Source organism: Streptomyces luteogriseus, assembly GCF_014205055.1.
Classification (GTDB): domain Bacteria; phylum Actinomycetota; class Actinomycetes; order Streptomycetales; family Streptomycetaceae; genus Streptomyces; species Streptomyces luteogriseus.
The window spans coordinates 8,246,877-8,273,662 of record NZ_JACHMS010000001.1 but is presented as its reverse complement, the minus strand read 5'-3'; the positions used below and the strand labels follow the sequence as shown (position 1 = coordinate 8,273,662).

23 protein-coding genes and 1 pseudogene are annotated in these 26,786 nt (G+C 71.7%); 11 read left to right on the top strand and 13 right to left on the bottom strand.

Features of this window, described 5'->3' with window-relative positions; translation table 11 throughout:
* Positions 1–5 precede the first annotated feature (5 nt).
* Together BJ965_RS36765 and BJ965_RS36760 are read left to right on the top strand one after the other, a co-directional pair.
* Complete coding sequence (locus BJ965_RS36765; protein WP_184915721.1) at positions 6–1,025, top strand: Gfo/Idh/MocA family protein; 1,020 nt, start codon at positions 6–8, stop codon at positions 1,023–1,025.
* Entirely contained in the window at positions 1,022–1,891 is an 870-nt protein-coding gene (locus BJ965_RS36760; protein WP_184915718.1) for a sugar phosphate isomerase/epimerase family protein, read from the top strand. The genes BJ965_RS36765 and BJ965_RS36760 overlap by 4 nt, the downstream gene beginning before the upstream one ends.
* A 21-nt stretch (positions 1,892–1,912) precedes the next feature.
* On the opposite strand, the gene helR is transcribed toward BJ965_RS36760, so the two are convergent.
* The gene (helR, locus tag BJ965_RS36755; RefSeq protein WP_184915715.1) at positions 1,913–4,081 is read right to left on the bottom strand and encodes an RNA polymerase recycling motor ATPase HelR; all 2,169 of its coding nucleotides are present in this window, start codon (positions 4,079–4,081) and stop codon (positions 1,913–1,915) included.
* A gap of 205 nt (positions 4,082–4,286) precedes the next feature.
* Between helR and BJ965_RS36750 the strand changes: the two genes are divergently transcribed.
* On the top strand, positions 4,287–5,162 hold the full coding sequence (locus tag BJ965_RS36750) for a Gfo/Idh/MocA family protein (RefSeq protein WP_184915712.1): 876 nt from the start codon (positions 4,287–4,289) through the stop codon (positions 5,160–5,162).
* A gap of 68 nt (positions 5,163–5,230) precedes the next feature.
* Here the strand turns inward: BJ965_RS36750 and BJ965_RS36745 are convergent, their stop codons facing one another.
* A complete protein-coding gene (locus BJ965_RS36745) occupies positions 5,231–6,124 on the bottom strand; it encodes a GNAT family N-acetyltransferase (protein WP_184915708.1) in 894 nt (297 codons plus the stop codon).
* Positions 6,125–6,385: 261 nt separating this feature from the next.
* On the opposite strand from BJ965_RS36745, the gene BJ965_RS36740 reads away from it, so the two are divergent.
* Complete coding sequence (locus BJ965_RS36740; protein WP_184915704.1) at positions 6,386–7,495, top strand: PP2C family protein-serine/threonine phosphatase; 1,110 nt, start codon at positions 6,386–6,388, stop codon at positions 7,493–7,495.
* Positions 7,496–7,563: 68 nt separating this feature from the next.
* Here the strand turns inward: BJ965_RS36740 and BJ965_RS36735 are convergent, their stop codons facing one another.
* Complete coding sequence (locus tag BJ965_RS36735) at positions 7,564–7,800, bottom strand: chaplin (RefSeq protein ID WP_078885345.1); 237 nt, start codon at positions 7,798–7,800, stop codon at positions 7,564–7,566.
* Positions 7,801–8,019: 219 nt separating this feature from the next.
* Between BJ965_RS36735 and BJ965_RS36730 the strand changes: the two genes are divergently transcribed.
* Positions 8,020–8,226: a hypothetical protein gene (locus BJ965_RS36730; protein ID WP_184915702.1), complete on the top strand. Its 207-nt coding sequence runs from the start codon at positions 8,020–8,022 to the stop codon at positions 8,224–8,226.
* Between the two features lie 84 nt (positions 8,227–8,310).
* Here BJ965_RS36730 and BJ965_RS36725 read toward each other — a convergent pair whose 3' ends face one another.
* On the bottom strand, positions 8,311–8,802 hold the full coding sequence (locus BJ965_RS36725) for a DUF5709 domain-containing protein (RefSeq protein WP_184917927.1): 492 nt from the start codon (positions 8,800–8,802) through the stop codon (positions 8,311–8,313).
* A gap of 409 nt (positions 8,803–9,211) precedes the next feature.
* On the opposite strand from BJ965_RS36725, the gene BJ965_RS36720 reads away from it, so the two are divergent.
* Together BJ965_RS36720 and BJ965_RS36715 are read left to right on the top strand one after the other, a co-directional pair.
* Positions 9,212–10,681 (top strand): APC family permease, encoded by a 1,470-nt coding sequence (locus BJ965_RS36720; protein WP_184915700.1) that lies wholly within the window; start codon positions 9,212–9,214, stop codon positions 10,679–10,681.
* Between the two features lie 10 nt (positions 10,682–10,691).
* Positions 10,692–11,663: a hypothetical protein gene (locus BJ965_RS36715; RefSeq protein WP_184915698.1), complete on the top strand. Its 972-nt coding sequence runs from the start codon at positions 10,692–10,694 to the stop codon at positions 11,661–11,663.
* A 48-nt stretch (positions 11,664–11,711) separates the two neighbouring features.
* On the opposite strand, the pseudogene BJ965_RS36710 reads toward BJ965_RS36715, so the two are convergent.
* From BJ965_RS36710 to BJ965_RS36695, 4 genes and pseudogenes are all read right to left on the bottom strand, one after another.
* Positions 11,712–12,248 (bottom strand): annotated as a pseudogene (locus BJ965_RS36710) (HoxN/HupN/NixA family nickel/cobalt transporter); the annotation flags it as partial.
* Positions 12,249–12,312: 64 nt separating this feature from the next.
* The gene (locus tag BJ965_RS36705) at positions 12,313–13,791 is read right to left on the bottom strand and encodes a hypothetical protein (RefSeq protein ID WP_184915696.1); all 1,479 of its coding nucleotides are present in this window, start codon (positions 13,789–13,791) and stop codon (positions 12,313–12,315) included.
* 97 nt (positions 13,792–13,888) lie between these two features.
* A complete protein-coding gene (locus BJ965_RS36700; protein ID WP_184915694.1) occupies positions 13,889–16,243 on the bottom strand; it encodes a glycoside hydrolase family 65 protein in 2,355 nt (784 codons plus the stop codon).
* Positions 16,240–16,977, bottom strand: coding sequence for a beta-phosphoglucomutase family hydrolase (locus BJ965_RS36695; RefSeq protein ID WP_184915692.1), 738 nt, complete (start codon positions 16,975–16,977; stop codon positions 16,240–16,242). The genes BJ965_RS36700 and BJ965_RS36695 overlap by 4 nt, the downstream gene beginning before the upstream one ends.
* Positions 16,978–17,093: 116 nt before the next feature.
* Between BJ965_RS36695 and BJ965_RS36690 the strand changes: the two genes are divergently transcribed.
* The 3 genes from BJ965_RS36690 (at position 17,094) to BJ965_RS36680 (ending at position 18,949) form a co-directional block, all read left to right on the top strand.
* A complete protein-coding gene (locus tag BJ965_RS36690; protein ID WP_184915690.1) occupies positions 17,094–17,750 on the top strand; it encodes a nucleoside/nucleotide kinase family protein in 657 nt (218 codons plus the stop codon).
* Between the two features lie 22 nt (positions 17,751–17,772).
* Complete coding sequence (locus BJ965_RS36685) at positions 17,773–18,369, top strand: hypothetical protein (RefSeq protein WP_184915687.1); 597 nt, start codon at positions 17,773–17,775, stop codon at positions 18,367–18,369.
* 70 nt (positions 18,370–18,439) lie between these two features.
* Positions 18,440–18,949, top strand: a complete 510-nt coding sequence (locus BJ965_RS36680; protein WP_184915684.1) for a GNAT family N-acetyltransferase — start codon at positions 18,440–18,442, stop codon at positions 18,947–18,949.
* Positions 18,950–19,052: 103 nt separating this feature from the next.
* On the opposite strand, the gene BJ965_RS36675 is transcribed toward BJ965_RS36680, so the two are convergent.
* The 5 genes from BJ965_RS36675 to BJ965_RS36655 all read right to left on the bottom strand — a co-directional run bounded on the left by BJ965_RS36675 (position 19,053) and on the right by BJ965_RS36655 (position 25,429).
* A complete protein-coding gene (locus tag BJ965_RS36675; RefSeq protein ID WP_184915680.1) occupies positions 19,053–20,771 on the bottom strand; it encodes a hypothetical protein in 1,719 nt (572 codons plus the stop codon).
* Between the two features lie 2 nt (positions 20,772–20,773).
* Positions 20,774–21,679, bottom strand: coding sequence for a carbohydrate ABC transporter permease (locus tag BJ965_RS36670; protein WP_184915676.1), 906 nt, complete (start codon positions 21,677–21,679; stop codon positions 20,774–20,776).
* Complete coding sequence (locus tag BJ965_RS36665; RefSeq protein ID WP_184915673.1) at positions 21,676–22,587, bottom strand: carbohydrate ABC transporter permease; 912 nt, start codon at positions 22,585–22,587, stop codon at positions 21,676–21,678. Before BJ965_RS36665 ends, BJ965_RS36670 begins: the two co-directional genes overlap by 4 nt.
* A 123-nt stretch (positions 22,588–22,710) precedes the next feature.
* The gene (locus BJ965_RS36660; protein ID WP_184915670.1) at positions 22,711–24,033 is read right to left on the bottom strand and encodes an ABC transporter substrate-binding protein; all 1,323 of its coding nucleotides are present in this window, start codon (positions 24,031–24,033) and stop codon (positions 22,711–22,713) included.
* Positions 24,034–24,307: 274 nt separating this feature from the next.
* Positions 24,308–25,429, bottom strand: a complete 1,122-nt coding sequence (locus tag BJ965_RS36655) for an ROK family protein (RefSeq protein ID WP_184915665.1) — start codon at positions 25,427–25,429, stop codon at positions 24,308–24,310.
* Between the two features lie 240 nt (positions 25,430–25,669).
* On the opposite strand from BJ965_RS36655, the gene BJ965_RS36650 reads away from it, so the two are divergent.
* Positions 25,670–26,569 carry an N-acetylglucosamine kinase gene (locus BJ965_RS36650; protein WP_184915662.1) on the top strand — a complete coding sequence of 300 codons (900 nt, stop codon included), beginning with the start codon at positions 25,670–25,672 and terminating at the stop codon, positions 26,567–26,569.
* Positions 26,570–26,786 lie beyond the last annotated feature (217 nt).

The window sequence follows — 26,786 nt, the reverse complement described above, 5'->3', positions numbered from 1 at the left end:
ACACCATGACCGTACGAGTAGGCGTCATCGGCGCCGGAATGATCGGCCAGGACCACATCCGGCGGCTCACCGAGGTCGTCACCGGTGCCGCTGTCACCGCCGTGGCCGACGTGGACGCCGAGCGTGCCGCCGAGGTGGCGGCCCGGGTCGGTGCCGCCACGCTGCCCACCGGCGCGGACCTGGTCACCTCCCCCGACGTGGACGCCGTCCTCGTCACCTCCTGGGGGCCCGCCCACGCCGAGCACGTCCTCGCCGCGATCGCCGCCGGCAAGCCGGTGTTCTGCGAGAAGCCGCTGGCCACGACCGCCGAGGACTGTCTGCGGATCGTCGAGGCCGAGCGGGCGCACGGCCGTCGGCTGGTCCAGGTCGGCTTCATGCGCCGCTTCGACGCCGGCTACCGGCAGATGAAGGAGGTCCTGTCGACCGGTTCGCTCGGAGCTCCGCTGATCGTGCACTGCGCGCACCGCAACCCGACCGTGCCGGAGTCGTACCACTCCGCGATGGCCGCCCAGGACACGGCCGTGCACGAGATCGACGTGCTGCGCTGGCTGCTCGACGACGAGATCGTCTCCGCCCAGGTGGTCACCCCGCGCGCCACGAGCCGGCGATTCCCGCATCTGAAGGACCCCCAGATCATGATCTTCGAGACTGCCTCGGGCGTCCGGATCGACCTGGAGGTCTTCGTCAACTGCCAGTACGGCTACGACATCCAGTGCGAGGTCGTCGGCGAGGACGGCCTGGTCCGGCTGCCCGACCCGGCGGCCGTCGGGGTCCGCACCGCGGCCCGGCACGGCACGGGCGTGCTGCAGGACTGGAAGGACCGGTTCGCGGAGGCCTTCGACACCGAGTTCCGCGAGTGGGTCGCCTCCGTCGCGAGCGGCACGGAACCCACCGGCCCGTCCTCCTGGGACGGTTACGCCGCCACCGTCATCACCGACGCCGCCGTCCGGTCCCTTCAGGCCGGCGGCGAGACCGTCACCACCGACATGAAGCCCCGGCCCGCGTTCTACGGAGGCACCGCGTGAAGATCGCCCTCGACCCGTACATGTTCCGCGCCCTGCCCATCGACGAGATGGTGCGCACGGTCGCCGAACTCGGCTACGAGTACATCGAGTTGTCGCCGCGTGCGGACTTCATGCCGTTCTTCCTGCACCCGCGGGCGGACGACGCGCGGGTGGCGGAGCTGAAGAACGCGCTGCGCACGCACGGTGTTCAGCTGTCATCCGTGCTGCCGCTGTACAAGTGGTCCTCCCCGGACGAGTCCGAGCGGCAGGCCGCCGTCCGCAACTGGAAGCGGATGATCGAGATCACCGCCGACCTCGGTTGCCCCCTGATGAACTCGGAGTTCAACGGGCGCCCCGAGCGCGCCGCCGAGAGCGAGGCGGCCTTCTGGCGCTCACTGGAGGAGCTGCTGCCGGTGTTCGAGCGCGAAGGCATCGCCCTGAACCTGGAGGCCCATCCGGACGACTTCTGCGAGGAGAACACCCCGGCCGTCGACCTCGTGCGGGCGATCAACAAGCCGTGGGTGAACTACCTGTACTGCGCGCCGCACACCTTCCACCTCTCGGGCGCCTCGGAGGCCGGCGCGGACATCGCGCGGATGATGCGCTACGCCGGTGACAAGCTCCAGCACGTGCACATCGCGGACTCCTTCAACCACAAGGGGTCCAGCGGCCTGCGCTACATCCTCAACCCGCCGGGCACCCCGGCCCGGATCCACCAGCACCTGGACATCGGCCAGGGCGAGGTCGACTGGGACGTCTTCTTCGGCACCCTGCGCGAGCTGGGCTTCGACGGGGTCGCGACGGCCTGTGTGTTCGCCTGGGAGGAGCGGGCCCGGGAGTCGTCGGCGTTCATGCTGGACCGCATCCGCAAGGAGCTGGCCGCCTAGGAACGCCGGCGGGCCGGTGCGTCAGGAGCTCGTGAGGATCACGAGCTCCTGCGTGGCCCGGGTCATCGCCACGTAGTGGTCGACGGCACCCTCGACGCCGTCGGCACCCACGCCGAAGTTCTCCGGATCGACGAGCACCACCAGGTCGAACTCCAGCCCCTTGGACAGCTCCGGGGTGAGCGACCGGACGCGGGGCGAGGCCGGGCGGAACCCGGGATCGCCGATCACACAGGCGATCCCCTCGGAGTGTCCGGCCAGCCAGGTCTCGAGGACCGACGTCAGCTCGGCTGCGGACCCGTGGCGGACGGGCACGCCGCTGCTGCGGATCGACGTCGGCACGTTGGCGTCCGGCAGCACGGCCCGGATCACCGGCTCGGCCTCGGCCATGATCTCGGCAGGGGTCCGGTAGTTGATGCTCAGGGCGGCCATCTCGACCCGGTCCAGACCGATCCGCTCCAGCCGTTCCCGCCACGACTCCGTGAAGCCGTGCCGGGCCTGGGCGCGGTCCCCGACGATGGTGAAGCTCCGCGAGGGGCAGCGCAGCAGCAGCATCTGCCATTCGGCGTCGGTCAGTTCCTGCGCCTCGTCCACGACGATGTGCACGAACGGCCCGGCGAGCCGGTCCGGGTCGGCGGTGGGCAGGGCGCTCTCGTCGACCAGGGAGTTGCGCATGTCCTGCCCGTGCAGCATGACCAGCACGCCTTCGCCGTCGTCGTAGGTGTGGGCCTCCAGCAGGTCGTCGATGACGTCGGCCATGCGGTCCCGCTGTGCGGCCACGGCGGCCTCCTGCCGCCGTTTGCGCCGTGAGGCCTCCGGGTCGCCGAGCCGCCGGCGTGCCGCGTCCAGCAGCGGCAGGTCGGAGACGGTCCAGGCGTGCGGCTGGGCGCGTTGCAGGGTGCGCACCTCGTCGCGGTCGAGCCAGGGCGCGCACATCCGCAGGTAGGCGGGCACGGACCAGAGGTCCCCGACGAGGTCGGTCGCCTCGAGCAGCGGCCAGGCACGGTTGAAGACCGTGAGCAGCTCCCGGTCGCGCGCCAGCGCCTTGCGCAGCAGGTCCTCCGGGGCGTCGCCCTCGTGCTTGTCGACGCAGATCGTCAGGAGTTCCTCCCAGACCTGGTCGCGTGCCTCGTTGTGCGGGGTGCCCGGTTCCGCCGCCTGGAACGCCGCGGCCCAGTCGCGGGCGCCGAGGCGGATGTCGGACCAGTGGGTCGTGACCGCCATCGCCTCGGTGGGCGGTTCCTCGTAGAACCGGACGGCCTTCTCGATCGCCCGCACCGTGTCCGCGGACGACTTCAGACGGGCCACTTCAGGGTCGGTCTCGGCCTCGGCGGTGGCGCCCTCGTCGACCAGGTCGCGCAGGACGCAGGTCTGCACGCCCTCCTCGCCGAGGCTCGGCAGGACGTCGGAGACGTAGGACAGGTACGGCCGGTGCGGGCCGACGAAGAGCACGCCGCCCCGGCGGTGCTGCCCGAGGCGCGGGTCGGAGTAGAGGAGGTAGGCGGAGCGGTGCAGGGCGACGACGGTCTTGCCGGTGCCCGGGCCGCCGTCGACGACGAGGGCGCCGCGGGACCCGGCGCGGATGATGGCGTCCTGGTCGGCCTGGACGGTGCCGAGCACGTCCCTCATGCGGGGCGAGCGGTTGGTGCCGAGGCTGGCGATGAAGGCGGACTGATCGTCGAGCGCGGCGTGCCCGTCGAACCCGCCGGCAGTGAACACCTCGTCCCAGTAATCGCCGATCCGGCCGCCGGTCCAGCGGTACCTGCGCCTGCTCGCCAGGCCCATCGGGTTGGCATGGGTGGCTCCGAAGAACGGCTCCGCGGCCGGGGAACGCCAGTCGACCAGCAGCCGGCGTCCCTCGCGGTCCGTGAGGCCGAGCCGTCCCACGTAGACGGGCTCGGATCCGTCCGCGGTGACCATGTGCCCGAGGCACAGGTCCAGTCCGAAGCGGCGCAGCGCGCGCAGGCGGGTGGTCAGGCGGTGGATCTCGGCGTCCCGGTCCATGGCCTGCCGGCCCTTGCCGCCGGGTGCCCTGCGCTCGGCCTCCAGACGGTCGGACAGTTCGGCGATCGACTGCTCCAGGCAGTCGGCGACGGCGGCGAAGTGCCGTTCGTCCGCGGCGATCGACGCCGGGGCGGCCTTGTGCGCGAGGCGGTCGGGAAGATCGAACGCGCTCGTGGTCGCAGGGGTCACGTCATGCTCCCGTTTCCGCAGGTCCTGGGCCTAGGCCGGACATTCTGCGGGAGCCGGGGGGCCTTGCCGCAAGGCCCCCCGTGGGCTATAACTTGAGACAGGCGAGGAGAACACTCCTTGCCTTTTCTGTTGCCCGCCCCTTGTTGCCGGCCCGCCGTCCGCGTGTGGCAGGCTCGTCGTCCCGACAGCGTGGAGAGGCGGCGGCATGCGCATAGGACTGCTCGGCACCGGACCTTGGGCGCAGCTGGCCCACGCACCCGCGTTGAGCGGGCATGAGGAGCTGGACTTCGCGGGAGTGTGGGGCCGTCGCCCCGAGGCGGCCAAGGAACTGGCGGAGCGGCACGGCGTCCGTGCCTACGACGACGCCGACGAGCTCTTCGCCGACGTGGACGCCGTCGCGATGGCGTTGCCGCCCGAGGTGCAGGCCTCACTCGCCGCCCGGGCGGCGCGGGCCGGGTGTCATCTGCTGCTCGACAAGCCGCTCGCGCCGACGCCGGCACAGGGGCGGGCCGTGGTCGAGGCCGCCGCGCAGGCCGGGGTCGCCTCGGTCGTGTTCTTCACGACCCGCTTCCAGCCCGAACCGGCGGCGTGGATCGCCGAACAGGCGGCGGTGCCGGGCTGGTTCACGGGTCGGGCCGAATGGCTCGGGGCGGTGTTCACCAGCGAGAGCCCCTTCGCGACGCCGTGGCGGCGGGAGAAGGGCGCCCTGTGGGACGTCGGCCCGCACGCCCTGTCCGTGCTGCTGCCGGTCCTCGGCGACGTCCGGCGCGTGACGGCGGCGGCGTACGGACCCGGCGACACGGCGCATGTCGTCCTCGACCACACCGGTGGTGCGTCGAGCACCCTCACCCTGAGCCTGACGGCACCGCCCGCCGCGGCCGGGGCCGCCGTGGAACTGCGGGGAGAGGCCGGGGTCGCGGCGCTGCCGGACAGCTCCGACGGAGCGGTGCCCGCGCTGAAGCGGGCGGCGGACGCGCTGCTCGCCGCCGCCCGCACCGGCCGCCCGCACGCCTGCGACGCGGCGTTCGGCCTGCGGGTGACGGAGATCCTCACGGCGGCCCAGGAACTGCTGAACGACTGAGCACGACGCGAGAGCCCCGGCCCGCGTAGTCCCGCCGGGCCGGGGCGAGTTCGCGGACGGCGCGGTTCCTACGCGGACGCCGGGTCGAAGTTGAGCCGCTCCTTCACCACCGGGTAACCGGCCTTGGCGAAGTTCGCCGCCATGGGGACGTTGCCCTGGTCCGTGGCGGCGGTGACGAACTCCGCCCCCTGCCCGACGAGGAAATGGGTGCACTCGGACAGGAGGTCGTAGGCGTAGCCGTGCCCGCGGTGCTCCGGCAGGACGCCGATGAAGCCGACGCAGGGGCCCGAGGGGTTGTGGGCCGGGATGTGGATGCCCGCCAGCTCGCCCCGCGGGGTGTACGCGACCTGCCACCACTCGCGCGGCGACGGGCACCAGTGGAAGAAGTCGAGTTCCTCCTGGGCCGCCCGGCCGGTTCCGCCCTGTTCGATGGCCTTGAGCGCGTGGGCGTCCAGCGTGACGGAGTGGATGCGGCGCAGCGCGTCGAAGAACACGGCGTCGTCGGGTTCGGCGCGGAACTCCAGGCGCCCGGGCCGCTCGGGCAGGCCGAGCGCGGGGGTCCAGCGGTACAGGAGGCGTTCGACCAGGAGGTCGTAGCCCGCTTTCCGGGCGGCCGTGAAGCGGGTTTCGGCGGCGGCGCGCAGGGCCGGGTCGTCGCGCCAGCCAGCGGGCAGGTTCAGCTCCAGTTCGACCTGCCAGGGCGCGGAGCGCAGAAGTGCGGCGCCCGCTTCCTCCTCGCCCTCGGCCACGTCGAACCAGTTGATGTTGAGGGGCTCGGTGTCGTCGGGGCCGCCCCACCAGGCGCCACGGGCGACGACACGGCCGTCGCGCAGCGCCACCCGCTTCCAGTCGGGGCGGTGCCGGGTCAGCCGGTGGCCCTCACGGGCGCCCAGCGGGTCGTGCAGGGTGTCGAAGAGACCGGCGTCGCTCGGGTCGAGCGCGCGGATGACCACATCGGTCATGGGATGTCCTCCGGGACGCAAACTGCTCGGAGCGCTCCCGGTCGGTCAGTCGAGGCACGCCGGGACAACGGGGAGGGAGCGCGGGATCGGTGCGAACGGCACGGCTCTGCCCTCCTTCCGCTGGTCTCGGGGCGTGGTGCGCCACACGCTACGGGATCTCCCGACGGGCCGTCCATCGGTTTTCGGGCACGGCTCACGGTCCCTCGCGAGGCGGTCGAGTCCCGGCGTGCGGCGCACGGTCAGGCGTAGCAGCGTGGTGGTGTGAGCAGTCTGCGCGGCCGGCCGGCGCGCCGGGACCCGTACCGGCGCGGCTGGCTGCGCGGCGCACCGCCGCCCGGCTGGGCCCGGGTACTGCCCTCGGCACTGCTGGCGGGCGTCTGCCTGGCGGAGCTGATCAGCCCGGAGCCGCTCGACATCGGCTTTCTGCTGGGCGCGATCCCTCCGCTGGCCGTGCTGGCACACGGCCCGATGGTGACGGCGGTGCTCGGTGCGCTGGTGGTGGTCGTGCTGACCGTCCCGGTCTTCAACCTCGACGATCCGGGCAGTACCGACCTGCTGACCGTGTGCTTCGTCTCGGTGCTGAGCGTGCTGCTGTCGTACGTCCGCTCCCGGCGGGACGCGCAGCTGGTCACCGAGCGGACCGTCGCCGAGGTCGCCCAGCGGGCCGTCGTACCGCTGCTGCCGGAGCGGGTCGGGCCCGTGCGGTGCGCGGGGCTGTACCGGGCCGCGCAGCGCGGGACGCTGGTCGGCGGCGACTTCTTCGACGTACGGGCGGGCCCCTACGGCGTGCGGGCGGTGATGGGCGATGTGCAGGGGCACGGGCTGTCGGCCGTGGCCACGGTCGCGTCACTGCTGGGGGCGTTCCGGGAGGCGGTGCTGGACCAGCCTGACCCGGAGGCGGTGGCCGCCCGGCTCGACCGGAGGCTGGCGGTGGACTCGGCGGGCGACCCGCACGCCGAGCTGTTCGCGACGGCGGTGCTGCTCGACTTCTCCGCCGACGCCCGGGTCGTGCGGATCGTGGCGTGCGGGCAGGCCGGACCGCTGCTGCTGCGTGACGGGAAGGCCGTCGAGCTGGACGTCGAGCCGTGCACGCCGCTCGGTCTCGGCCTCGCCGGGGCCGCCCCGCCCCGGGTCGTCTCGGTGCCGCTGAGGGCGGGTGACCGGCTCTTCCTCGCCTCCGACGGGGTGACCGAGGCCAGGGACGCGGGCGGGGTCTTCTACCCGCTGGCCGATCGGCTGCCGGGCCTCACCGCCGAGGATCCTGTCGCACTGGCCGAGCGGGTCTGGAGCGACCTCGTCCGGCACTGCCCGGACGTGCAGGACGACGTCACGATGCTGGTGCTGGCGCCGCGTCCGCAGGACGAGCCCTGACAACAGTGGCCGGCGGCGGCCCGCGATGTGCGCGGGCCGCCGCCGGCGGGGGTCGTGCGACCGGTACGTCAGTCCTTGATCTCGCACTCGTTGCCGAACGCCGGGTTGAGCAGCCCGATCACGTTGATCGAGTTGCCGCAGACGTTGGCGTTGATGTCGATCGGGATCTGGATGACGTTGCCGGAGAGGAAGCCGGGGCTGTCGGTGGCGACACCGACGGGGCCGTCGTTCGCGCTCGCCGTACCGGCGAAGGCCAGCAGGGCGGCACAGGCCAGTCCGGCCGCGGCAGTCACACGTGTGCGCATGGGTAAAGCTCCTGTCAGTCGCAGGGACACGTGTCTTCACCGTCACCCGGAGTGAGCCGACGCGACATCGGTGAGCGTCCGAACGGGGTGCGGGCGGTCCGGCGGGGCCGCCGTCGCGCTCTCCGGATGCACGCCGCGCTTCCGCGGGGAATGGTGATATCGGACCCGTTTTTCAGCACCGGGGCCGCACCAGCGATCCGGACCCTAGGAGCAGAGAACATGTCGACGTCAGAGCCCGCCGCATCCCGGCCGCCCGAGGACCGCACCACCCCGGACCGCCTGCTCCACGCCCGCACCGGCACCGATGTGTCACCGGAGGACCTCGTCCTCGCCTCGGGCAAGGACCTCACCCCGCACAACCTCGAGTGGGCCAAGCGCAAGCTGGCGGCGGAGGGGCCCAGCGCCCTGGAGAAGCTGCTGCCCTAGCCGAACCCCCTCGGCACACCGAAGGCCACCGGCCCGGCGCCCTCGCGTCCGGGCCGGTGGCCTTCGGTACGCCCGGCGGGCGGGTCACACCCCGCCGTCGTCCTCGGGCAGGGCGGTCTCGTCCTCCACCACGTGCACGGCGGCCTCCTCCGCGCCGGCCGCTCCGCCGTCGATGCCGACGTCGGACGCGACGGTCTCCTTCGTGGTGTCCGCGTGCGCGCCCTCGTCCGGGGCGACCAGGCGGCCGGCGCGGGCGGTGCCCGCCTCGGGGTCCACCGGTTCGCCGTCGCTGTCCGGGGTGTCCCCCACGCCGTCCCCGCCCGGCTCCGCGGACACGTCGGGGACCTCCTGGGCCAGCCGTTCGTCGAGGGTCTCGCCCTCGTGCTGCTCCGCGGCGGTGGTGCCGCGCTTGGTGACGCCGAGGGGCTTCTCCGGCGGGGAGTAGCCCTCGTCGAGGGTGTCGTCGTACGTCCGCTCGTCGACGGCGTCCTGCAGGTCCAGCGGCGCGGCGTCCGCCTGCTCCTCGTTGGTGCCGGTGGGCTGGTACGCGTCGTCCGCCATCGGTTCGGGGCGCATCGGTTCCGTGCCCATCACTCCTGCCTCCCTGTCGCGCTGCGTCGACTCGTTCGTTCGTGCTGTCCGTTCCGCGTTTCCCGTTACGCGGTCTCTAACCTCGGCGGATGATCCCCGGCCGGGTCGGCGCACCGAACGTCTCGCGGGCCAACGGGAGTTAAAACCCTCGGCCGGGCCGCACGTTACCCACCGGTCAATCTTGAAAGATCAAGGAGTGGGACTATCATCACTCGCACACACGGTGTGACCGGCTGCCGACGCGGCGGCAGCACGGTATCCACCATTCCCTTCTCATCGTCACCGGCCCCGAGACCACCCTCCTCCGTCCGGCGGCGAGCTCCACCCCCACCCCCCAACGCCCCCGGGACGGCCTGCCCGCCCCCGGTCGTACACAAGTGAAAGCGGCGCATCCATGAGCTACAGCAGGGGCAGAGGTCTGCAGGCCAACGTCCTCAGCACGTTCGACACCGTGGTGATGGCGGTCGCCGGCAGCGCACCGGCGTACTCGCTGGCCGCGACCACCGCCGTCCTGGTGGGCGCGGTGGGACTGGCCAGTCCGGCCGCCCTGCTGTACTGCGCGATACCCATGCTGGGCATCGCGCTGGCGTTCAGCTACCTCGGCCGGATCGACGTCAACGCGGGTGCCAGCTACTCGTGGGTGGGCCGCACGCTCCACCCGTTCCTGGGCTTCATCAGCGGCTGGGCGCTGGTGATCTCGGCGACGATCTTCATGGTGGCCGGTTCGCTGCCCGCCGGTTCGATGACGCTCGCGCTGTTCGACGACACCCTCGCGGACAACACCGCGTTGTCCACGGTGGTCGGCGCGGCCTGGTTCGTCATCATGCTGTGCGTGGTGCTGGGCGGCGCCCGGCTCACGGTGCGGGCCCAGCTGATCATGTCCGGCGTCGAGCTGGTCATCCTGGCGCTGTTCGCGGTGCTCGCCTTCTTCCACACGGACAACGCCCGTGCCTTCGACTGGTCGTGGCTCGGCTTCTCCCACTTCGACGGCATGGCCGGCTTCGCCTCGGGCGCGCTCATCGCCGCGTTCTACTACTGGGGCTGGGACGTCACCAGCAACCTCAGCGAGGAGACCCGCAACAGCCGCCGTACGACGGGACTCGCGGGCCTGATCGGCGTGGGCATCGTCTTCCTGCTGTTCGAGGTGTTCACCATCGCGGTGAACGTGATCCTGTCCGCGAAGCAGATCGAGGAGAACGACGCGAACGTGCTGGCGGTGCTCGGCGAGGAGGTCTGGCCGGGCTGGGGCGGCAAGCTGCTGATCGTGGCCGTGATGCTGTCCACCATCGCCACGCTGGAGACGACGCTGATCCAGGTCACGCGCTCACTGTTCGCGATGGGCCGGGACCGTACGATGCCGTCGGCGCTGGGCCGGGTGCACCGCCGGTGGAACACGCCCTGGGTGGCGATCGTGGTGGTCGGGTCGGTGGCACTGGTGATGCTCATCGCCTCCAACGCCCTGGGTTCGGTGGGCGAGATCCTCTCCGACGCCATCTCGGCGATCGGCCTGCAGATCGCGGTCTACTACGGGCTCGCGGGGCTCGCGGTGGTCGTCGCGTACCGGAAGACGCTGCTGACGTCCCCGGCCAACTTCCTCTTCGGCGGCCTGTGGCCGCTGTGCGGCGCCCTGTTCATGTTCTGGGTGTTCGTTGAGTCGCTGGGCGAGCTGAGCAACGCCGCGATCTCGATCGGCATCGGCGGGCTGGCGGTCGGGCTGATCCCGATGCTCTGGTACTGGAGGCAGGGCAGCGACTACTACCGGCCCGCGAAGCTGGACGCCTCGCGCGCGGTCGAGACGGACTACGTGCCCGGCGAACAGGACGGGCAGGCCCGCGTCCACGAGGGTCTCTCCACCGACTTCTGAGGAGGACCCGATGGCGCGAGGCAGTCTCAGACGTGGTTTCACTCCCGACTTCGACCCCGACTGCGGGGACCTCGACCTCACCTCCGCCCGCCAGGACGTCGTGATCGGCCGCTGGCAGGGGCTGCGGGACCTGCTGGGCACCACCGGCCGCGACTGGGCGGCCCGAGGACACCGCGTACGGCAGCTCGCGCAGGTGTGCGCGGGCAGTTCGACCGTGGAGTCCTGGCTCTCCGCGGACGTCCACAGCGCCGACGCGCTGGTGCTGCGGGCGGCGACGGAGACGGCCCGCACGTTCAACGTGGCCATCGCCGCGGGGCGGGGCGTGCCCATCGACCAGCACCGCGTGGACTCCGCGGTGCTGGCCTGCCTGACGGCGGCGGAGGCGTACCCGGAGGATCCGACGCCGTGGGTGTCGCTGATCTCGGTGGCGCGTCTGTACCCGTCGGGGGTCCGCCGGCAGGAACTGGGGCGCTGGTGGGACGAGTTGCACGGGCGCGACCCGTACAGCATCGAGGGGCACCTCCAGGTGCTGCACTACTACTCGGCTCGCTGGCACGGCACGCACGGCCTGATGTACGACTTCGCCCGGGACGCCGCCGGGGTGGCCCCGCCCGGCTGTCCGCTGCCGGTGCTGGTGCAGTACGCCCGCGTCGAGGAGTACCGCTTCGCCCTGGACGCGGCTCAGGGCAGGCACTCCGCCGTGGGCCTCTCGCAGCACTGGAACCACGACGGTGCGGCGAATGACCTGCGGCGGACCTGGCAGCGCTGGGTCATGGGCCGGACGGAGACCGGGATCGCGCCCGCCGAACTCCGCGACTTCAACTACCTGGCCCACGCGGCCTGCACGGCGGGTGCCCGGGACATCGCGGGCATCCTGCTGGGCATGCTGGGTTCCCGCGCGACCCGCACGCCGTGGTCGTACACGGGCGATGCGGAGAAGCAGATCACCAAGTGGCACAAGGAGCTGCGGCCGGGGGCCTGAGCGCCGCAGCCCTTGCGACGATCCCGGCTCCCGGCTCCACCACGGACGTCATGGAACGACGCCGCGCTCCGGCCCGGCCAGGGCCCCCGACCACTTCTCCTCGATGCGCCCGGCCCGCCACACCACCAGCGCCACCACCCAGGTGGCGAAGAACAGGGCGACGTCGGCGTAGCCGAGGAGATTGAGGTCCAGACCGGAGATCCAGCAGAACGGGCCGTGCGGGCCGAGCCGTTCGGCGAGGAGGCCCAGGAGTTCGGCCGTGCCGATGAGCAGGGCCGCGGCGACGGACAGGCCGGTGATGGTGAGGTCGTAGTAGACCTTGCGGACGGGCTTGGAGAAGGCCCAGCCGTAGGCGAAGTTCATGAACGAGCCGTCGACGGTGTCCAAAAGGCACATGCCCGCGGCGAACAGGACGGGCAGGCACAGGATCGCGTACCGGGGCAGTCCGGAGGCGGCGCCGGAGCCGGCCAGGACCAGCAGGGCGATCTCGGTGGCGGTGTCGAAGCCCAGGCCGAACAGCAAACCCAGCGGGTACATGTGCCAGGGCCTGGACACCGACTTCATGACACGGCCCAGCAGACGGTTCCTCGGTCATGACCGTCCACTCGACTCCTACCTGATCCGGTCGGGCGGGAAACGCGATCGGGGGTCAGCGGCGCGGTGCCACGCGGACGTCGAGGTCCGAGATCCGGTGGGCGGGCCAGGACCGCGCATAGCGGGGTGGCGTGCCGCCGGCAGGTGCCAGGTGGGCGACCGGGCGATGCTCCGCGGTGCGCAGGATGTCCGCCGCGGTGGTGTTCTCGTTGTTCCCCGATGTCGCCCCCGAGGAGCAGCCGGTGTAGTAGCCGATCGGGATGGCCTCAAGGCCGGTGAGCAGGCAGGGCGGGCGCACGCCGAGCCGGTGCAGGGCGTCGGCGGTGCGGCCCCAGTCGCGGCGGCTCTCGGTGTTGCGGGCCACGGCGCCGTCCAGAACGGCGAGCTGCGCCGCGAGATGCCCGGCCAGGACGAGCGCGACCAGGGGGGCGGCCACCGGGCGCCATGATCCGCCCGGGCCTCTCACCAGGTGCCACAGGGCGTCGGCCACCGGGATCGCGAGCAGCGCGTAAACCGGCTGGAGGAAGCGCGGGGCCGCGTAGCCGATCATGAAGAGGTAAGGCAGCGCGGCCGTGGTGGCACAGGCCAGCGGGACCAGGGTCCGTTCCAGGCGCCGGGCCCGCGCCGCGACGACCAGCCCGAGGGCGGCCAGGACGGGCAGGGTGAACCACCAGAAGGTGACCAGGGGGGTGGGCATCGAACCGGTGCAGGGCCGGCACAGGGCCCGTCCGCCCAGGCTGCGCAGCTGGTCGTCGACGGCGATCTGCCAGCCCAGTCCGCCCTGGATCCGGGAGGCCTCCGCCAGCCGCGCCCCCAGGCCGCCGTGGCTCAGGTACGCCTCGATCACCCAGGGCACGGCGCCGGCCGCGAGGCCTGCCGCGAACACGAGCAGCAGGCGCCGGTGGCGGCGCACCAGAGCGAGGACGAGCAGCGGCACGGCCACGTAGACCGCGTCGGTGGGACGCATCCACGCCATGAGCGCGCCGCCCGCCGCGAGACCCCACAAGGTCCTGGTGGAGGAACGTTCCGCCCGGGCCCGCAGGAAGCAACCGACGCTGATCAGGGCGCCGATCGCGACCCAGTAGTTGGGCATGGCCTGCGGACCGTAGAAGAGGGTCATCCACAGGGAGGCGAAGAGGGCCCCGCCGGTGACCAGGACACGGGTCGGGAACAGGCCGCGCCAGGTGCGCAGGGCCAGGTAAAGGGCGAGTCCGGACAGCAGGGCGAGGTAGACGCGCAGCAGGGGGACGGACGACGACCAGGACGCCACGGGCGCGACCAGCAGCGAGACACCGCGGGAGCGGGGGGCGCTGAAGAACGCCGCGGGGTGGTGCGAGGTGACCTGGCTGACGTACACGATCTCGTCCCAGCCGAGGCCCAGGACGGGCCGGACCAGGGCGAGCTGCGCGAGGGTGAAGACGGCGGACAGGGCGGCGATCGGCCGATTGCCGCGCGTCCAGCGGCTGATCCGCGGCCCGGGCGTCTGCTCGCGTCTTCGCCGTCGTACGAGGATGGCGTTCGCGCCATCGGCCATGCTCCGCCCCTTACCCCGTTGATCGAAAACACGATCAAGCTAACCCGCGGGGCGCGGGCGTGCAGGGCGGAACTCGGCCAAGTGCCTGACCCGCGGGTCAGCGGGCGTTCGGGGCGCGGTGCGGGGGCTGGCCCGGGGCCGGACGATGGGGCAGGTCGGGGATGGACCGGGAGACGGGGGCGTCCTCGCTCACCGTGAGCTCGGTGCCGTGGTGCCGGATGGTCAGGGGCATGCCGGAGATCAGGGTGTACGTGGCCCGGTCGGCTGTCAGTTCCACCCGCAGGCACCGGCCGAGGAAGCCCACCGTGAAGGCGAGCCGGCTGTAACGCTCGGGCAGGCGGGGCGCGAACCGCAGGGCGCCGTCGCTGCACCGCATGCCGCCGAACCCGGCGACCAGCGCCATCCAGGTACCGGCCAGCGAGGCGATGTGCAGGCCGTCGCGGGTGTTGTGCTCCAGGTCGCCGAGGTCCATCAGCGCGGCCTCGGCCGTGTAGTCGCTCGCCAGATCGAGGTGGCCGGCCCGGGCGGCCATGACGGCCTGGACGCAGGCGGACAGGGAGGAGTCGCGCACGGTCAGCGGCTCGTAGTAGCCGAAGTTGCGGGCGATCTGCTCCTCGTCGAAGAACTCCTCGAAGAACGCGCCGCAGGTGTACATCGCCAGCACCAGGTCCGCTTGCTTGATGACCTGTTTGCGGTACAGGTCAAAGTAGGGAAAGTGGAGCATCAGGGGGTACTGGTCCGGGCCGGTGCGGGCGAAGTCCCAGCGCTGGTAGCGGGTGAAGCCGGCGTGCTGCTCGTGCACGCCGAGTTCCTCGTTGTAGGGGACGTTCATGGCCTCGGCGGCGTCCCGCCAGGCGGCCCGCTCCTCCTCGTCGGCGCCGAGCCGTGCGGCCTCGTCGGGGTGGCGTTTGCAGGCGTCGGCGGCGGCCAGCAGGTTCGCCCGGGCCATGAGGTTGGTGTACGCGTTGTCGTCGGCGACGGCGCTGTACTCGTCCGGTCCGGTGACACCGTCGATGTGGAAGGTGCCCCGGTCGTCGTGGTGGCCGAGGGAGCGCCACAGGCGGGCGGTCTCCACCAGCAGCTCCACCCCGACCTCGCGTTCGAAGGTCTCGTCGCCGGTGACGGCCACGTACCGCACGACGGCGTCGGCGATGTCGGCGCCCACGTGGAAGGCCGCCGTGCCGGCCGGCCAGTAGGCGGAGCCCTCCGAGCCCTCGATGGTCCGCCAGGGGAACGCGGCGCCGCGCAGACCGAGTTGGGCGGCGCGCTCCCGGGCGGCGGGCAGGGTGTCGAGGCGCCAGCGCAGGGCCTCGGCGGCGGACTTCGGCGCGGTGTACGTCAGCAGCGGCAGCACGAACGCCTCGGTGTCCCAGAAGGCGTGGCCGTCGTAGCCGGAGCCGGTGAGTCCCTTGGCGGGGATGGCGCGCTGCTCGGCGCGGGCACCGGCCTGGAGGACGTGGAAGAGGGCGAATCGAACGGCCTGCTGGATCTCCTCGTCGCCGTCGATCTCGACGTCGGCACGAGCCCAGAAGTCGTCGAGGTAGGCCCGCTGGTCCTCCAGGAGCCCCTGCCAGCCGCTGTGCCCGGCCGCCGCCAGGGCCGCCTCGACCTGGTCGCTCATCGCGGGCCGGGAGCGGACGCCGGACCAGCCGTGCGCGACCAGCTTCTCCACGCGCAGCCGCTCCCCCGGCTCCAGCACGGAGGTGATGGTCAGCCGGGCCACGTCCACGTTGGACTCGCTGCTTGTGGTGGTCCGTTCGGGACCGGTGACGGTGTGGTCGGCGGCCACGGCGACCCGCAGGCCGCTGCGGCGGGTGCGGTGCACCAGGCGCAGCCGGCTGCCCGTGGCCAGGTCCTCCTCCGGTTCCAGCGGCGACTTCAGGGCCTTGGCGGCGCGCGGGTCGCCGTCCGGCTCGGGCAGGCTCTCGTTGGTGACCAGTTCCGACTGGACGACCACGCGGGTCCGGCTGTCGACGGGCTCCACCTCATAGGCGACGGCGGCTATCGCCCGCTGGGTGAGGGACACCAGGCGCGTGGAGCGCACCCGGACGGTCGAGCCGGCCGGTGAGGTCCATTCGCAGACCCGTTCCAGGACGCCCCGCCTGAGGTCGAGGGTCCGCTCGTGGGTGACCAGCCGCCCGTAGCGCAGGTCGAACGGTTCGTCGTCGACCAGCAGCCGCAGCACCTTGCCGTTGGTGACGTTGATGGACGTCTGGCCGGACTCCGGGTAGCCGTAACCGGCCTCGGCGTACGGCAGCGGATGCAGTTCGTGGACGCCGTTGAGGTAGGAGCCGGGCAGGCCGTGGGGTTCGCCCTCGTCGAGGTTGCCGCGCCATCCGACGTGGCCGTTGGACAGGGCGAAGACGGACTCGCTCTGCGCGAGGACGTCGAGGTCGAGGTCCGTCTCGCGTACGGCCCAGGGCTCGACGTTGTACGCCCGCTGCGTGATCACTCGCTCTCCCCCAGTTCGGCGAGGTCCTTCACCACGACGTCGGCGCCGTGCCGGTACAGCGCGTCGGTCTGCCCGACCCGGTCGACCCCGACGACGTATCCGAAACGGCCCGCACGGCCCGCGTCCATGCCGGCCAGGGCGTCCTCGAAGACGGCAGCCCGGGACGGGTCGACGCCGAGGTCCTCGGCGGCGGCCAGGAACGTGTCGGGGTGCGGCTTGCCGGGCAGTTCGCGCTCCGCGGCGACGACGCCGTCGATCCGTACGTCGAAGAAGTGCTCGGCGCCGATCGAGCGGAGCACGTCACGGCAGTTGGCGCTGGAGGAGACGATCGCCGTGCCGAGCCCCTGCGCGCGGACGGCCTCCAGGTACCGCAGGGTGCCGTCGTAGGCCTCGACGCCGTCGGTGCGGATCTTCTCGAGGACCAGCTCGTTCTTGCGGTTGCCGAGTCCGTGCACGGTCTCGGCTCCCGGTGGGTCGTCCGGGTCGCCGTCCGGCAGGTCGATGCCGCGGGAGGCGAGGAAGGTTCGCACCCCGTCGGCGCGTGGCCGCCCATCGACGTACTCGTCGTAATCCGCTGCCTCGAACGGCCGGAACTCCGCGCCGTCCCGCTCGCGCAGGAAGGCGTCGAACATCTCCTTCCAGGCGGCCGCGTGCACGACGGCCGTCTTGGTCACGACTCCGTCGAGGTCGAACAGGCAGGCGTGGATGTCTTCGGGGAGACCGAGCTGCGTCATACAGGACCGGTTCCCCGCCCGGAGATGTTCCAGTGAGTGGCGCACGCCACACGCCGGGGCGCGAGGATGCGAGGCGTCCGTCGTTCGGACCCGGCCCCGGGTGGCAGACTCTCTCTGTGCCGCTCACCTTCGACGACCTCGTCCTCCGTGCCCGGTCCCTTTCCCGGGGCGGCCGGCGCGCGATCCTCGGCATCGCGGGCAGCCCCGGCGCGGGCAAGTCGACGCTCGCCGAGCGCCTGGTACGGGAGTTGAACCGCACGGGTGACCCCTGGGTCGCGCACGTCCCCATGGACGGCTTCCACCTCGCCGACGCCGAACTGGAGCGTCTCGGCCGCCGGGACCGCAAGGGCGCGCCCGACACGTTCGACGCGGCCGGATACGCGGCCCTGCTGCGGCGGCTGCGCGACGGGCCCGGCGACGACGTCGTCTACGCGCCCGGTTTCGAACGCGTCCTGGAACAGCCGCTCGCCGGCGCGATCCCGGTACCGCCGACGGCCCGTCTGGTCATCACCGAGGGCAACTACCTGCTCCTGAACACCGGCGCCTGGCCGCGCATCCGTCCCCTCCTCGACGAGGTGTGGTTCTGCGAGCTGCCCGAGCCCGAGCGTGTCCGCCGGCTGGTCGCCCGCCACGAGCGGTTCGGCAAGACGCACGAGGATGCGGTGGCCTGGGTGGAACGCTCCGACCAGCGCAACGCGGAACTGGTGGCCGCGACCGGCGACCGGGCCGACCTCGTGGTACCGGAGTCGGCACTACCGCGCGTGTCGACGTGATCCATCCGTCTAGGGTGCCCGCATGGGCTTGGACATCACGGTGCTGGCGGTCGACTGGGAACGGCTCGAAGGGACACCGGTCGAGGACCGGTACGAGCTGCTGGCGCACGCCGCGTCCTCCGACGACGCGTTCCGCTGGGACGCGGAGCCGCAGCGGGGCTGGATCTGGCCGGCGGCACCGGACGTGGCGTGGTGCGGCCGGTACGAGTTCCACAGCACGACCGGCTCGTACAAGCCGCACTTCTGGGCCGGGCAGGCCTGGGACGACCTACGGGAGCACGTCGCCCCGGAAGCGCGCGAGCACGTGGACGCCTTCCTGATGGACCTGATCTGGGACGCGGACGGCGAAGCCGACGACGGCGTCATCACCGGTCTGTTCCCGGAGGACCGCCGACTGCTGCTGACCTGCCCGCCCGCGACAGTGCACGCCCTGACCGGGCACTGGGCGCGGGCCGAGCCGCTGCTGGAGGACCTGCGTGAGCCGTACGGTGTCCATGCCGCGTGCGCCGGGCGGTGGATCGAGAACTTCGACGAGTTCTCGGTGCTGCTGCGGGAGTGGGGCACCGTGGTGACCGAAGCCTGCCGCCGAGGACAGGGTCTGATCGGTCTGCCGCTGTGACGCCGGGCCCTCGCGGTGTCCGCCCCACGATCCGGTTTTCTGCCCTGCCGGGATGGGGCATGATCGGCCCATGATCAGGTCCGCCACCGTGAACGACATCCCCGAGATCCGGTCGATGGTCCGTGAACTCGCCGCGTACGAGCGGGCCGAGGAGCAGGCCCGGGCCACCGAGGAGCAGCTGCGCGCGGCGCTGTTCGGTGAGCACCCCGCCGCCTTCGCCCTGATCGCCGAGGACGACGGCACGGGTGAGGTCATGGGCTTCGCCCTGTGGTTCCCGCGCTTCTCGACCTGGACGGGTACGCGCGGCATGCACCTGGAGGACCTCTATGTCCGTCCGCACGCCCGGGGCGCGGGGTACGGCAAGGCCCTGCTCGCCGCCCTCGCCGCGATCTGCCGGCGCGACGGGTACGACCGCTTCGAGTGGTGGGTCCTCGCCTGGAACACCCCGACGATCGACTTCTACAAGTCGCTCGGCGTGGAGTTCCTGGACGAGTGGAAGGTGTGCCGGCTCAGCGGCGAGCCCCTCGGGGAACTCGCCGCTCAGGCTCCGGAGGTCGTGGCCCCGGTCTGCGAGGGGTGAGCCGTTCTCCGGCGGACAGCCCGAGTTCCGGCTCCCCGTTCGCGTCGCCCGCCGCTTTGCCGGCCGGCACCGTGAACGTCTCGGTGCCGGCCCTTCGCCGCAGTCAGACGACAGGTGCCGTCCGACGGGCGCGCAGTGCGACGGTCAGGGTGTGCGGGCCGAGTCCACCGAGGTAGACGCGGTTCCCGGTCGTCGCATCCGTGCCGCCCACCACGCTGTAGTCCTGCCCCGGGTCGTACCGCATGACGTCGCTCCGGTCCGGCCCGGCCAGCGGTTCGCCTGACGCCACGTCGGCCTCGACCCGGATCTCGTCGTCACCGACCCGGTAGGTCATCGGCCCGGCCGGCAGACACCAGCGCCCGTCGCCGAGCGGTACGGCGCCCTCCGGCACACCACCGGGCCGGAAGGTCAGTTCGAGGGACCAGGGCACCCTTGGTCCGCTGATGTCGATCCGCAGGTCTGCGCCGTCCTCCCGCAGGTCCACCTCGACGTGGGTCGTGTGGGAGACCTCGTCCCGCGGCCGGTCCGGGAAGGCCATCGCGGCCGAGAAGCGTCCCTCGTCCGCCATCCGGTAGGCGCCGTCGTCGCGGCGCCGGGCCGGCGACAGCGGCTGGTAGTAGGCGGCGGTGAGGGTTTCGGTGAGTCGGTAGCGGTTGTCGGCGGGCTGCTGCACGGCGGCGGCGCGGAACGGGCCCAGGTCGAAGAATCCCCGGGAGAGCCGGACCGCGTCGAGGACCGCGTTCCCGGCGAACAGGCGCAGGAAGGTGGGGTTGCAGGCGAGGCCCGAGCGGATGCGCCGGTGCTCGGGCACGTCGGAGCCGCCGTACACCACCGTGTGCGCGGTGGCCGACGCGCGTGCGGCGAGGCGGGCCGTGGTGAGGTACCGGTCGCGCGGAAGGGGCTCCGCGTCCGGTGCCGGCAGGACCCGGCACAGGTCCGGGGTGAGGAGGGTCTCGGCGAGCAGATCGGGGTCGTCGATGCCGCCGGCGGCCGCGAGGAGCGCCGCCCGGCTGAAGTCGCCCCGGCCGGTGCGGATCGCGAGCAGCCGGTAGTGCGGCAGATAGGGCGCCAGCGGGAACGGGTGGTTCTGGTCCTGCCGCCGCGAGAGGACGGTCTCCACCGTGCCGTCCGGCCTGATGAGGTCCAGGGTCGTGGCGAGATTGCGTTCGACGGCGTCCAGCAGGTCGGCGCGGCCGAGGACCTCGGCCAGCAGCAGCAGCGACGGGTTGGACACGTGGGCCGCGTAGTTGGCGCTGCGTTCCGAGTACAGGCCCTCCGCGTCGATGTCCACGCCCTCGGCGAGCCACTCCCCGACGCGGTCGAGGAGCCGGTCGTCGGGGAACGACCTGTGCAGCCGGGCCAGCGCCGCGCACAGCTCCCAGCGGTGGTTCGGGGTGTGCACCCCACCGGTCAGGAGACTGCCGGTCGCGGCGCCGGCGATCTCGGCGAGCGCGGCTGTGACATCACGCAGTTCCGGCCCCGCGCCGGCGGCGAGGACGTGCGCGTCACACACGTCGTTGACGGTGAACCCGGAGTCCGGCGGTGACTGCACGTTGTCGCCGCCGGCGAAGAGGCCGGTGGATGTCTGCACGGCCCGCAGGGCCCGGAGGTGGGCCGTCGCGGCGGCGACGGCCCGGCTGCTGCCGTGCAGTGCCGAGTCCGGGGACCGGTACGCCGCGATCAAGGTCTTCACCCGGCGCGCCAGAGCGCGGTGGGGCACACCGGCGGGTTCCTCGTCGGGGCCGGCCGCCAGCGGCGCGGCCAGCCGGTCGGCGGCGCCGGCCACCGCGCGGACGAACTCGTGGTCGAGCGCAGGGGGCACGGTCAGTCCTTCAGTCCGGCGTTGATGTCGGCGCCCATGACGTAGCGCTGGAAGACCAGGAAGATGGCGATCAGCGGGATCATCGAGATGACCGACGCGCCGAGCAGGACCGACCAGTTGATGTTCTGCGCGCCGACGATGCTCTGGATGCCGATCTGCACCGTGAACTTGTCGGGGTCGTTGAGCATCAGGAGCGGCCAGATGTAGTCGTTCCACCGCCACTGGAAGGACAGGATGGCGAGGGTCAGCATGATCGGCCGGGAGAGCGGCACCATGATCCGCAGGAAGATCGCCAGTTCACGGGCGCCGTCGATGCGCGCGGCTTCCACGAGTTCGTCGGGAACCGTCAGGAAGAACTGGCGGAACATGAAGCATCCGGTCGCGGTGAGCACGGCCGGGAGGATGATGCCGGCGAAGGAGTTGTAGAGACCGAGGTCGCGGACGACCAGGAACTCCGGGGCGAGCATGACCTCGGACGGCAGCATCGTGGTGGCCAGGATGCCGATGAAGAACACCTTGAGCCATCTGTTGTCGTACTTGGCCAGCGCGTACCCGGTGCAGCAGCTGGCTCCCACCGTGAGGATCGTCGTGATCACACACACGATGGTCGTGTTGATGAAGTACTGGGAGAAGTTGGCGCTCTCCCACGCCGCCTTGAAACCCGACAGGGTGGGGTCGTGCGGAACCAGCGTCAGCGGATAGGAGAACAGGTCGCCGGCCGGCTTGAAGGCGCTGAGGACGAACCACAGCACCGGCAGTCCGTAGAGGCAGGCCAGGAGCCACAGCAGTGTCGTCGCGGACACCGCCCGCCGGATCCCGCCGCTCCCCGCGCCGCGGCGGGGCCGCTTCTTGGAGACGGCCCGTCCGCGACCGGCGTCGACCGGGCGTGGCATGTCTGTGGTTGTCATCGGTTCTCCACCCGTCGGTTGACGATCAGCTGGATGATCGCGACGGCCATCAGGATGATCATGAGCACGAACGACGCGGCGCTCGCGTAGCCGATCTGGCCCCGTTTGAAGCCGGTCTCGTAGATGTACTGGACGAGCAGGTTGTTCGACGTTCCGGGTCCGCCGTTGTTGAGGGCGACGAACACCGGGTATTCCTTCATCGCGTTGATCGTGTTGAGCAGGATGACGATGAACGAGGTGGGCGCGATGCTCGGCAGCGTGATGCTGATGAACTGGCGCCACGGGCCGGCGCCGTCGAGCGAGGCCGCCTCGTAGTACGACACCGGCACGTTCTTGATCGCAGCGATGAACAGCAGCATCGAGAAGCCCGTCCAGGCCCAGGACGCCGCCATCACCACTACCAGCAGCGACAGGTCCGCGTTCGACTGCCACGGCACGGCGCTCCCGCCGAACTCGTGGATGATGTAGTTGACCAGTCCGAAGTTCTCACCGAACAGCCACCGCCACAGGACGCCCACGACGATGGGCGACAGCAGCCACGGGATGAAGAAGATGACGCGGGCCACCGACGCACCCTTGGCGTGCTTGCTCACCACGACGTTGGCGATGAGCAGCGAGAACACGAAGTTCAGCGGCACGAAGAGCACGGTGTACAGCAGCGTCCGGCTCAGCGCGTCGTAGAAGGTGGAGTCCCCGAACAGGGTCTGGTAGTTGTCCAGTCCGATGAACTGGAACGCCCCCACACCCGTGTAGTTCGTGAAGGAATAGACGAGCCCGATCACCGCCGGCCAGACGAAGAACAGCGCGAAGAGCACGACATTGGCCGAGATGAGAACGAGCGGCGCAAGCGTGTACTTACTGCGTCTCCTGGGCGGGCTCACGGACACGTCCGGGGCGCGTTTGGTCATCTTCCTGACTCCGTGCTGGTGGAATGGGTTCCTGTGGGCTCAGGCCTTGAGCCCGGCATCACGTGGGGCCCGGGGCCGGGCGGCGGTGCGTCGACCCCGCCGCCCGGGCCTGTCGGCCTGCGCTCAGCCGCCGACCTGCTGGTTGTAGATGTCCACGATGTTCTGCAGGGCCTTGTCGGACGACTGCTGGCCGTTGATCGCCTTGCCGAGTTCCGTCTTGGTCGGGTCCTCGGGGAGGCTCTTGCCCTTCAGCACCCACTTCGTCTGCGCGGAGTTGAAGTAGCCGGAGATCGGGGCGTAGAGCGGGATCGACTCGTTGTACAGCTTGAACGCCGCCTGCGCCGCCTCGGACTTGAAGGGGTACTTCGGGTTCAGGCCACTCTCGACCGGCAGGAACCCGGACGTCTCGCACAGCACCTTGTAGTGAGCCGGCTCGTACAGCCAGGTGAGGAACTTCGTCGCGGCGTCGGCCGCGGCGGCGTTGTTGTTGAAGCCCACCGTCATGCCGCCGCTGTTGACGTCGCTGGCCTGCACCGGCTGGGCGGGAGTGGGGACGCTCGCCCACTCGAACTTCTTGATGCTCTCCGCGAAGGCGGGAACCTGCCAGACGCCGGACCAGTAGGCGACCACGTCACCGCTCTGGAACATGGCGGACGGGTCGGCGCCGCTGGTCCACACCGACTTCGGCATGGTCTTGTCGTCGTTCAGTCCGACGAAGTACTTCACGGCCTTCTTGGTCGGCGCGTCCACCGAGAACGTGCCGGAGGAGTCCGCGTGGACGTACTTCCCGCCCATCTCGTACACCATGGCGCGCAGCCGGGACGGCGACTGGTCGAACGTGAGGGAGTACTTGGCGCCGGTCTTCTCGCGGACCTTGTCGGCCGCCTTGATGAAGTCGGTCCAGGTCCAGGTCTTCTGCGGCGAGGCCGGGAAGGAGACGCCGGCCTTCTTGAACAGCGTCTTGTTGATGAAGAGGCCGGACGCGGTGACGTCCGAGGGGATGGACAGCACCTTCCCGGACGAGTCCTTGGCCACGAAGTTGGCGTTGATCTTGTTGCTCTTCTTGTTGGCGATGGAGCTGAGGTCGATCAGCTTGTTCGCCCAGATCGGGTCCAGCGCCGGCACGGCCGCCACGTCGGGCAGGGAGTTCGCCTGCGCGGCGTTGTGCAGCTTGGCCGGGTAGCCGTCGTAGGGGATGTTGACGAGCTTGACCTTGACGCCGGTTTCCTTCTTGTACTGCGCCACCATCTTCTTCCAGCCCGCGTCCTGGCCCGGGACCGTGGAGATCCAGAACGTCAGCGACTTGGCGTTGCCGCCCGAGTCGGAGCCCGACCCGCAGGCGGAGAGCAGAAGGGCACCTGCCGTGGCCACGGCAGCGAGGGGAACAACGCGACGTATACCGCCGCGGCCGAGCCGGCGGGAGCGCCGCACACCCAGACTGGTCATCTTCAATCCCTTTTCGTCGTAGCGGAAGAAGCACGGCGCCAGCCGAGGCGGCACGGGTGCATTTTGCAGGAGATTTCGCTTTCCGGGGGCACGGCCTCGCCCGGCCGCGTCGCCTTGACGGGTGGGGTCCCCGGCCATGACGGCCGTCGTCGCACAAGCACGCCCTCGTGCGGCTCCCGTACTTCGCGTACGGGCGGGAGGCTCACCCGGAGTCGGCGTCCCGGCCGACTCAGAAAGCGCTTGTCCGGACATTGGCAGACCGATGGCGCAGCCGTCAATGCTTCGCCCGCACAGCTCCGGTCACGGTTTGAATTCCATGGGCGACCGCCAGTCTGCTGGCGCCCGCCACGGTGCCGGTGTCGCCCACCACGCTGCTGACCACCTCGGTGGGCCAGCTCAGCCGGGCCAGCTCGGCCCGCACCCCGGGCAGGAGCTGCGGATCCGCGCCGGTACCACCGCCCAGGACGATCAGGCCGGGGTCCAGCACGGCTGCCACGGCGGCGGCCAGCCGGCCTACGTCGGCGGCGTGCGCGTCGATCACGGACCGGGCGGTGGCATGCCCCTGCCCGGCCAGGGCGAGGAGCCGCTCGGCGGTGCGCGGACGGGGGCCGTCGGCCTGCTGCCAGGCCTCCGCCGCCCGGCGCAGCAGTGTGCGCGACCCCATGCGCTGCTCCAGGCCCTCGTAGCGTGGGGCGCGGCTCTCGTCCCAGGGGTAGGGCAGCCGGGCCACCTCACCGGCGGCGCCGTTCGCGCCGCGCAGCACCCGGCCGCCGATGACGACGGCGAGACCGATGCCGACTCCGATGCGCAGATAGCCGAAGGTCTCGCGGCCGACGGCGGCACCTTCGTGCAGTTCGGCCAGGGCGGCGCAGTTGACGTTGTTCTCCAGATGGACGGGCACCCCCTCGGGCAGGGCGACGGCCATGGCGTCGAAGGCGGGACCGGCCTTGGCCGTCGCCGGGCGTTCCCCCGCGCCTTCGCCGTCCCGCGTGGTGACATCGCCGACGGCGACGACGACGGCCCGCAGCGGGGCCCCGGCGGGCAGTGCGTCGAGAACCTTGCGGACGGTGTCGGCGGCCTCCTCCCGGGAGCCGGTGCCCTCGGCGAGCAGCGCGCCGTCCAGGGCGCAGCTGCGCACCCGGGTCTTGGCGGGCCCCAGGTCGACGGCGAGCACGGCACCGGCGGCCGTGCCGAGCCGGTAGACGGCGGCGCTGCGGCCGGTGCCGCCGGAGGCCCGCCCGGAGTGGGCGGCGAGCTCCACGGCCTCGAGTTCGGCGACGGCGGTGGAGACGGTCGGCTTGGAAAGGCCCGCACCGGCCGCCAGCTGGGGGCGGGTGGCCGTTCCCGCCCCGGCCAGTACGTCGAACACCACACGGGCACTCTCACTCAGGTGCATGGTCTCCCCAGGTCGTGCGGCGGCCGAGCAGGACGGCCGCGAGGGTCGCGCGGCATCGGGAATTCCGTGCCTCTTGACGCGCACCCTACTTCGTTAGTTAACTTCCTAACGAACTTCACGGTACTCGCCTGCCGTGTTCGGCAGAAGCCCGTCCCGGGGCTTCCCTACCTCTTCAACTGCCGTGGTACGACGCGCGGTTCGCCTGCCGTCGCCGTGCCGCGCAACGACGAAAGAGGACCCGTGCAGGACTCCACGCCTTGCGCCGTCGGTATCGACGTGGGCGGCACCAAGACGCATCTGCGCGCCTTCGTGGGCGGAGAGGACGTCGTCGATCATGTCCGCGGCAGTACGGGATGGCGCCCGCACGACGCCGGGGCCGCCGCCGACTGGCTGGCCGGCCTGATCGCCGACGCCCTGCCTTCCTCCCTCCGACCGTCCGCTCTCGCCGTGGGCGGTCACGCCTGTGAGACGCCACGCCAGTGCGCGGGCATCCGCGCCGCCCTTCAGGAGCGGCTGGGGGTGCCCGCGCTCGTCGTGGGCGATGCCGAGCTGCTCGTTCCCGCCGCGGGGCTGGAGAAGGGTGTGGGTCTGGTCGCCGGTACCGGTTCGGTCGCGGTGGGGCGGCTGCCCGGCGGCGAGGCGGTCCAGGTCGGCGGCTGGGGCGCGGTGCTCGGCGACGAGGGCGGCGCGGCCGGTCTCGTACGGGAGGCCGCACGGGCCGTCTGGGCCGCGCACGACCGCGGCGAGGAGCCCGACGCACTGGCGACCGGGCTGGTCGCCGCGTTCGGAGTGGCCGAGGTGCCCGCGCTGGGCGCGGCTCTCGAGGCCGCCACGGACGTCTCCGCCGAGTGGGGCAGCCGCTCCCCGGCCGTGTTCACCGCCGCCGAGGCGGGCTCGCCGCTCGCCCGGGCCGTGATCGCCGAGGGCGGCCGGGCGCTCGCCGGGCTCGTCGTACGGCTGGCCGCGCGCGGGGTCGCGGTGGACGACGTGGTGGTGGCGGGCGGCACGGTGCTCGCCCAGCCCGCGCTGTACGAGGCGTTCACCGCCGCGCTCGCCGAGTCCCTGCCGGGGGCCCGGACGCAGCCGCTGCGGGTGCCGCCGGTCGAGGGCGCGCTGGCTCTGGCCCGTTCACTGCTGTGAGCCGGGCGGCCGGCGTTCACCCTCCGGTCACAGGCCGGTGGCCGACCCCTCCCCGGAGGGTCACGACCCGGCCGTAGATCTTCGCTCGTACGCAACAGGTGCCACAGAAGTCATCACAGGCACCAGAAGTCGCACAGCCCGCTTCACCTTCCCGGCCACACGGCCGACGCACCGTCCCGCAACGCCACGCCACCTTCTTCGCAGCACTCCAGAGAGG

Bases quoted from the DNA above. Each gene is read 5' to 3' on its own strand.
- BJ965_RS36765 (WP_184915721.1), top strand. From the start codon at position 6: ATGACCGTACGAGTAGGCGTCATCGGCGCCGGAATGATCGGCCAGGAC.
- BJ965_RS36720 (WP_184915700.1), top strand. From the start codon at position 9,212: ATGAGCTACAGCAGGGGCAGAGGTCTGCAGGCCAACGTCCTCAGCACG.
- BJ965_RS36685 (WP_184915687.1), top strand. From the start codon at position 17,773: ATGGGCTTGGACATCACGGTGCTGGCGGTCGACTGGGAACGGCTCGAA.
- BJ965_RS36660 (WP_184915670.1), bottom strand. From the start codon at position 24,033: ATGACCAGTCTGGGTGTGCGGCGCTCCCGCCGGCTCGGCCGCGGCGGT.
- BJ965_RS36670 (WP_184915676.1), bottom strand. From the start codon at position 21,679: ATGACAACCACAGACATGCCACGCCCGGTCGACGCCGGTCGCGGACGG.
- BJ965_RS36735 (WP_078885345.1), bottom strand. From the start codon at position 7,800: ATGCGCACACGTGTGACTGCCGCGGCCGGACTGGCCTGTGCCGCCCTG.
- BJ965_RS36715 (WP_184915698.1), top strand. From the start codon at position 10,692: ATGGCGCGAGGCAGTCTCAGACGTGGTTTCACTCCCGACTTCGACCCC.
- BJ965_RS36655 (WP_184915665.1), bottom strand. From the start codon at position 25,429: ATGCACCTGAGTGAGAGTGCCCGTGTGGTGTTCGACGTACTGGCCGGG.
- BJ965_RS36680 (WP_184915684.1), top strand. From the start codon at position 18,440: ATGATCAGGTCCGCCACCGTGAACGACATCCCCGAGATCCGGTCGATG.
- BJ965_RS36750 (WP_184915712.1), top strand. From the start codon at position 4,287: ATGCGCATAGGACTGCTCGGCACCGGACCTTGGGCGCAGCTGGCCCAC.
- BJ965_RS36745 (WP_184915708.1), bottom strand. From the start codon at position 6,124: ATGACCGATGTGGTCATCCGCGCGCTCGACCCGAGCGACGCCGGTCTC.
- BJ965_RS36695 (WP_184915692.1), bottom strand. From the start codon at position 16,977: ATGACGCAGCTCGGTCTCCCCGAAGACATCCACGCCTGCCTGTTCGAC.
- BJ965_RS36725 (WP_184917927.1), bottom strand. From the start codon at position 8,802: ATGCGCCCCGAACCGATGGCGGACGACGCGTACCAGCCCACCGGCACC.
- BJ965_RS36705 (WP_184915696.1), bottom strand. From the start codon at position 13,791: ATGGCCGATGGCGCGAACGCCATCCTCGTACGACGGCGAAGACGCGAG.
- BJ965_RS36730 (WP_184915702.1), top strand. From the start codon at position 8,020: ATGTCGACGTCAGAGCCCGCCGCATCCCGGCCGCCCGAGGACCGCACC.
- BJ965_RS36665 (WP_184915673.1), bottom strand. From the start codon at position 22,587: ATGACCAAACGCGCCCCGGACGTGTCCGTGAGCCCGCCCAGGAGACGC.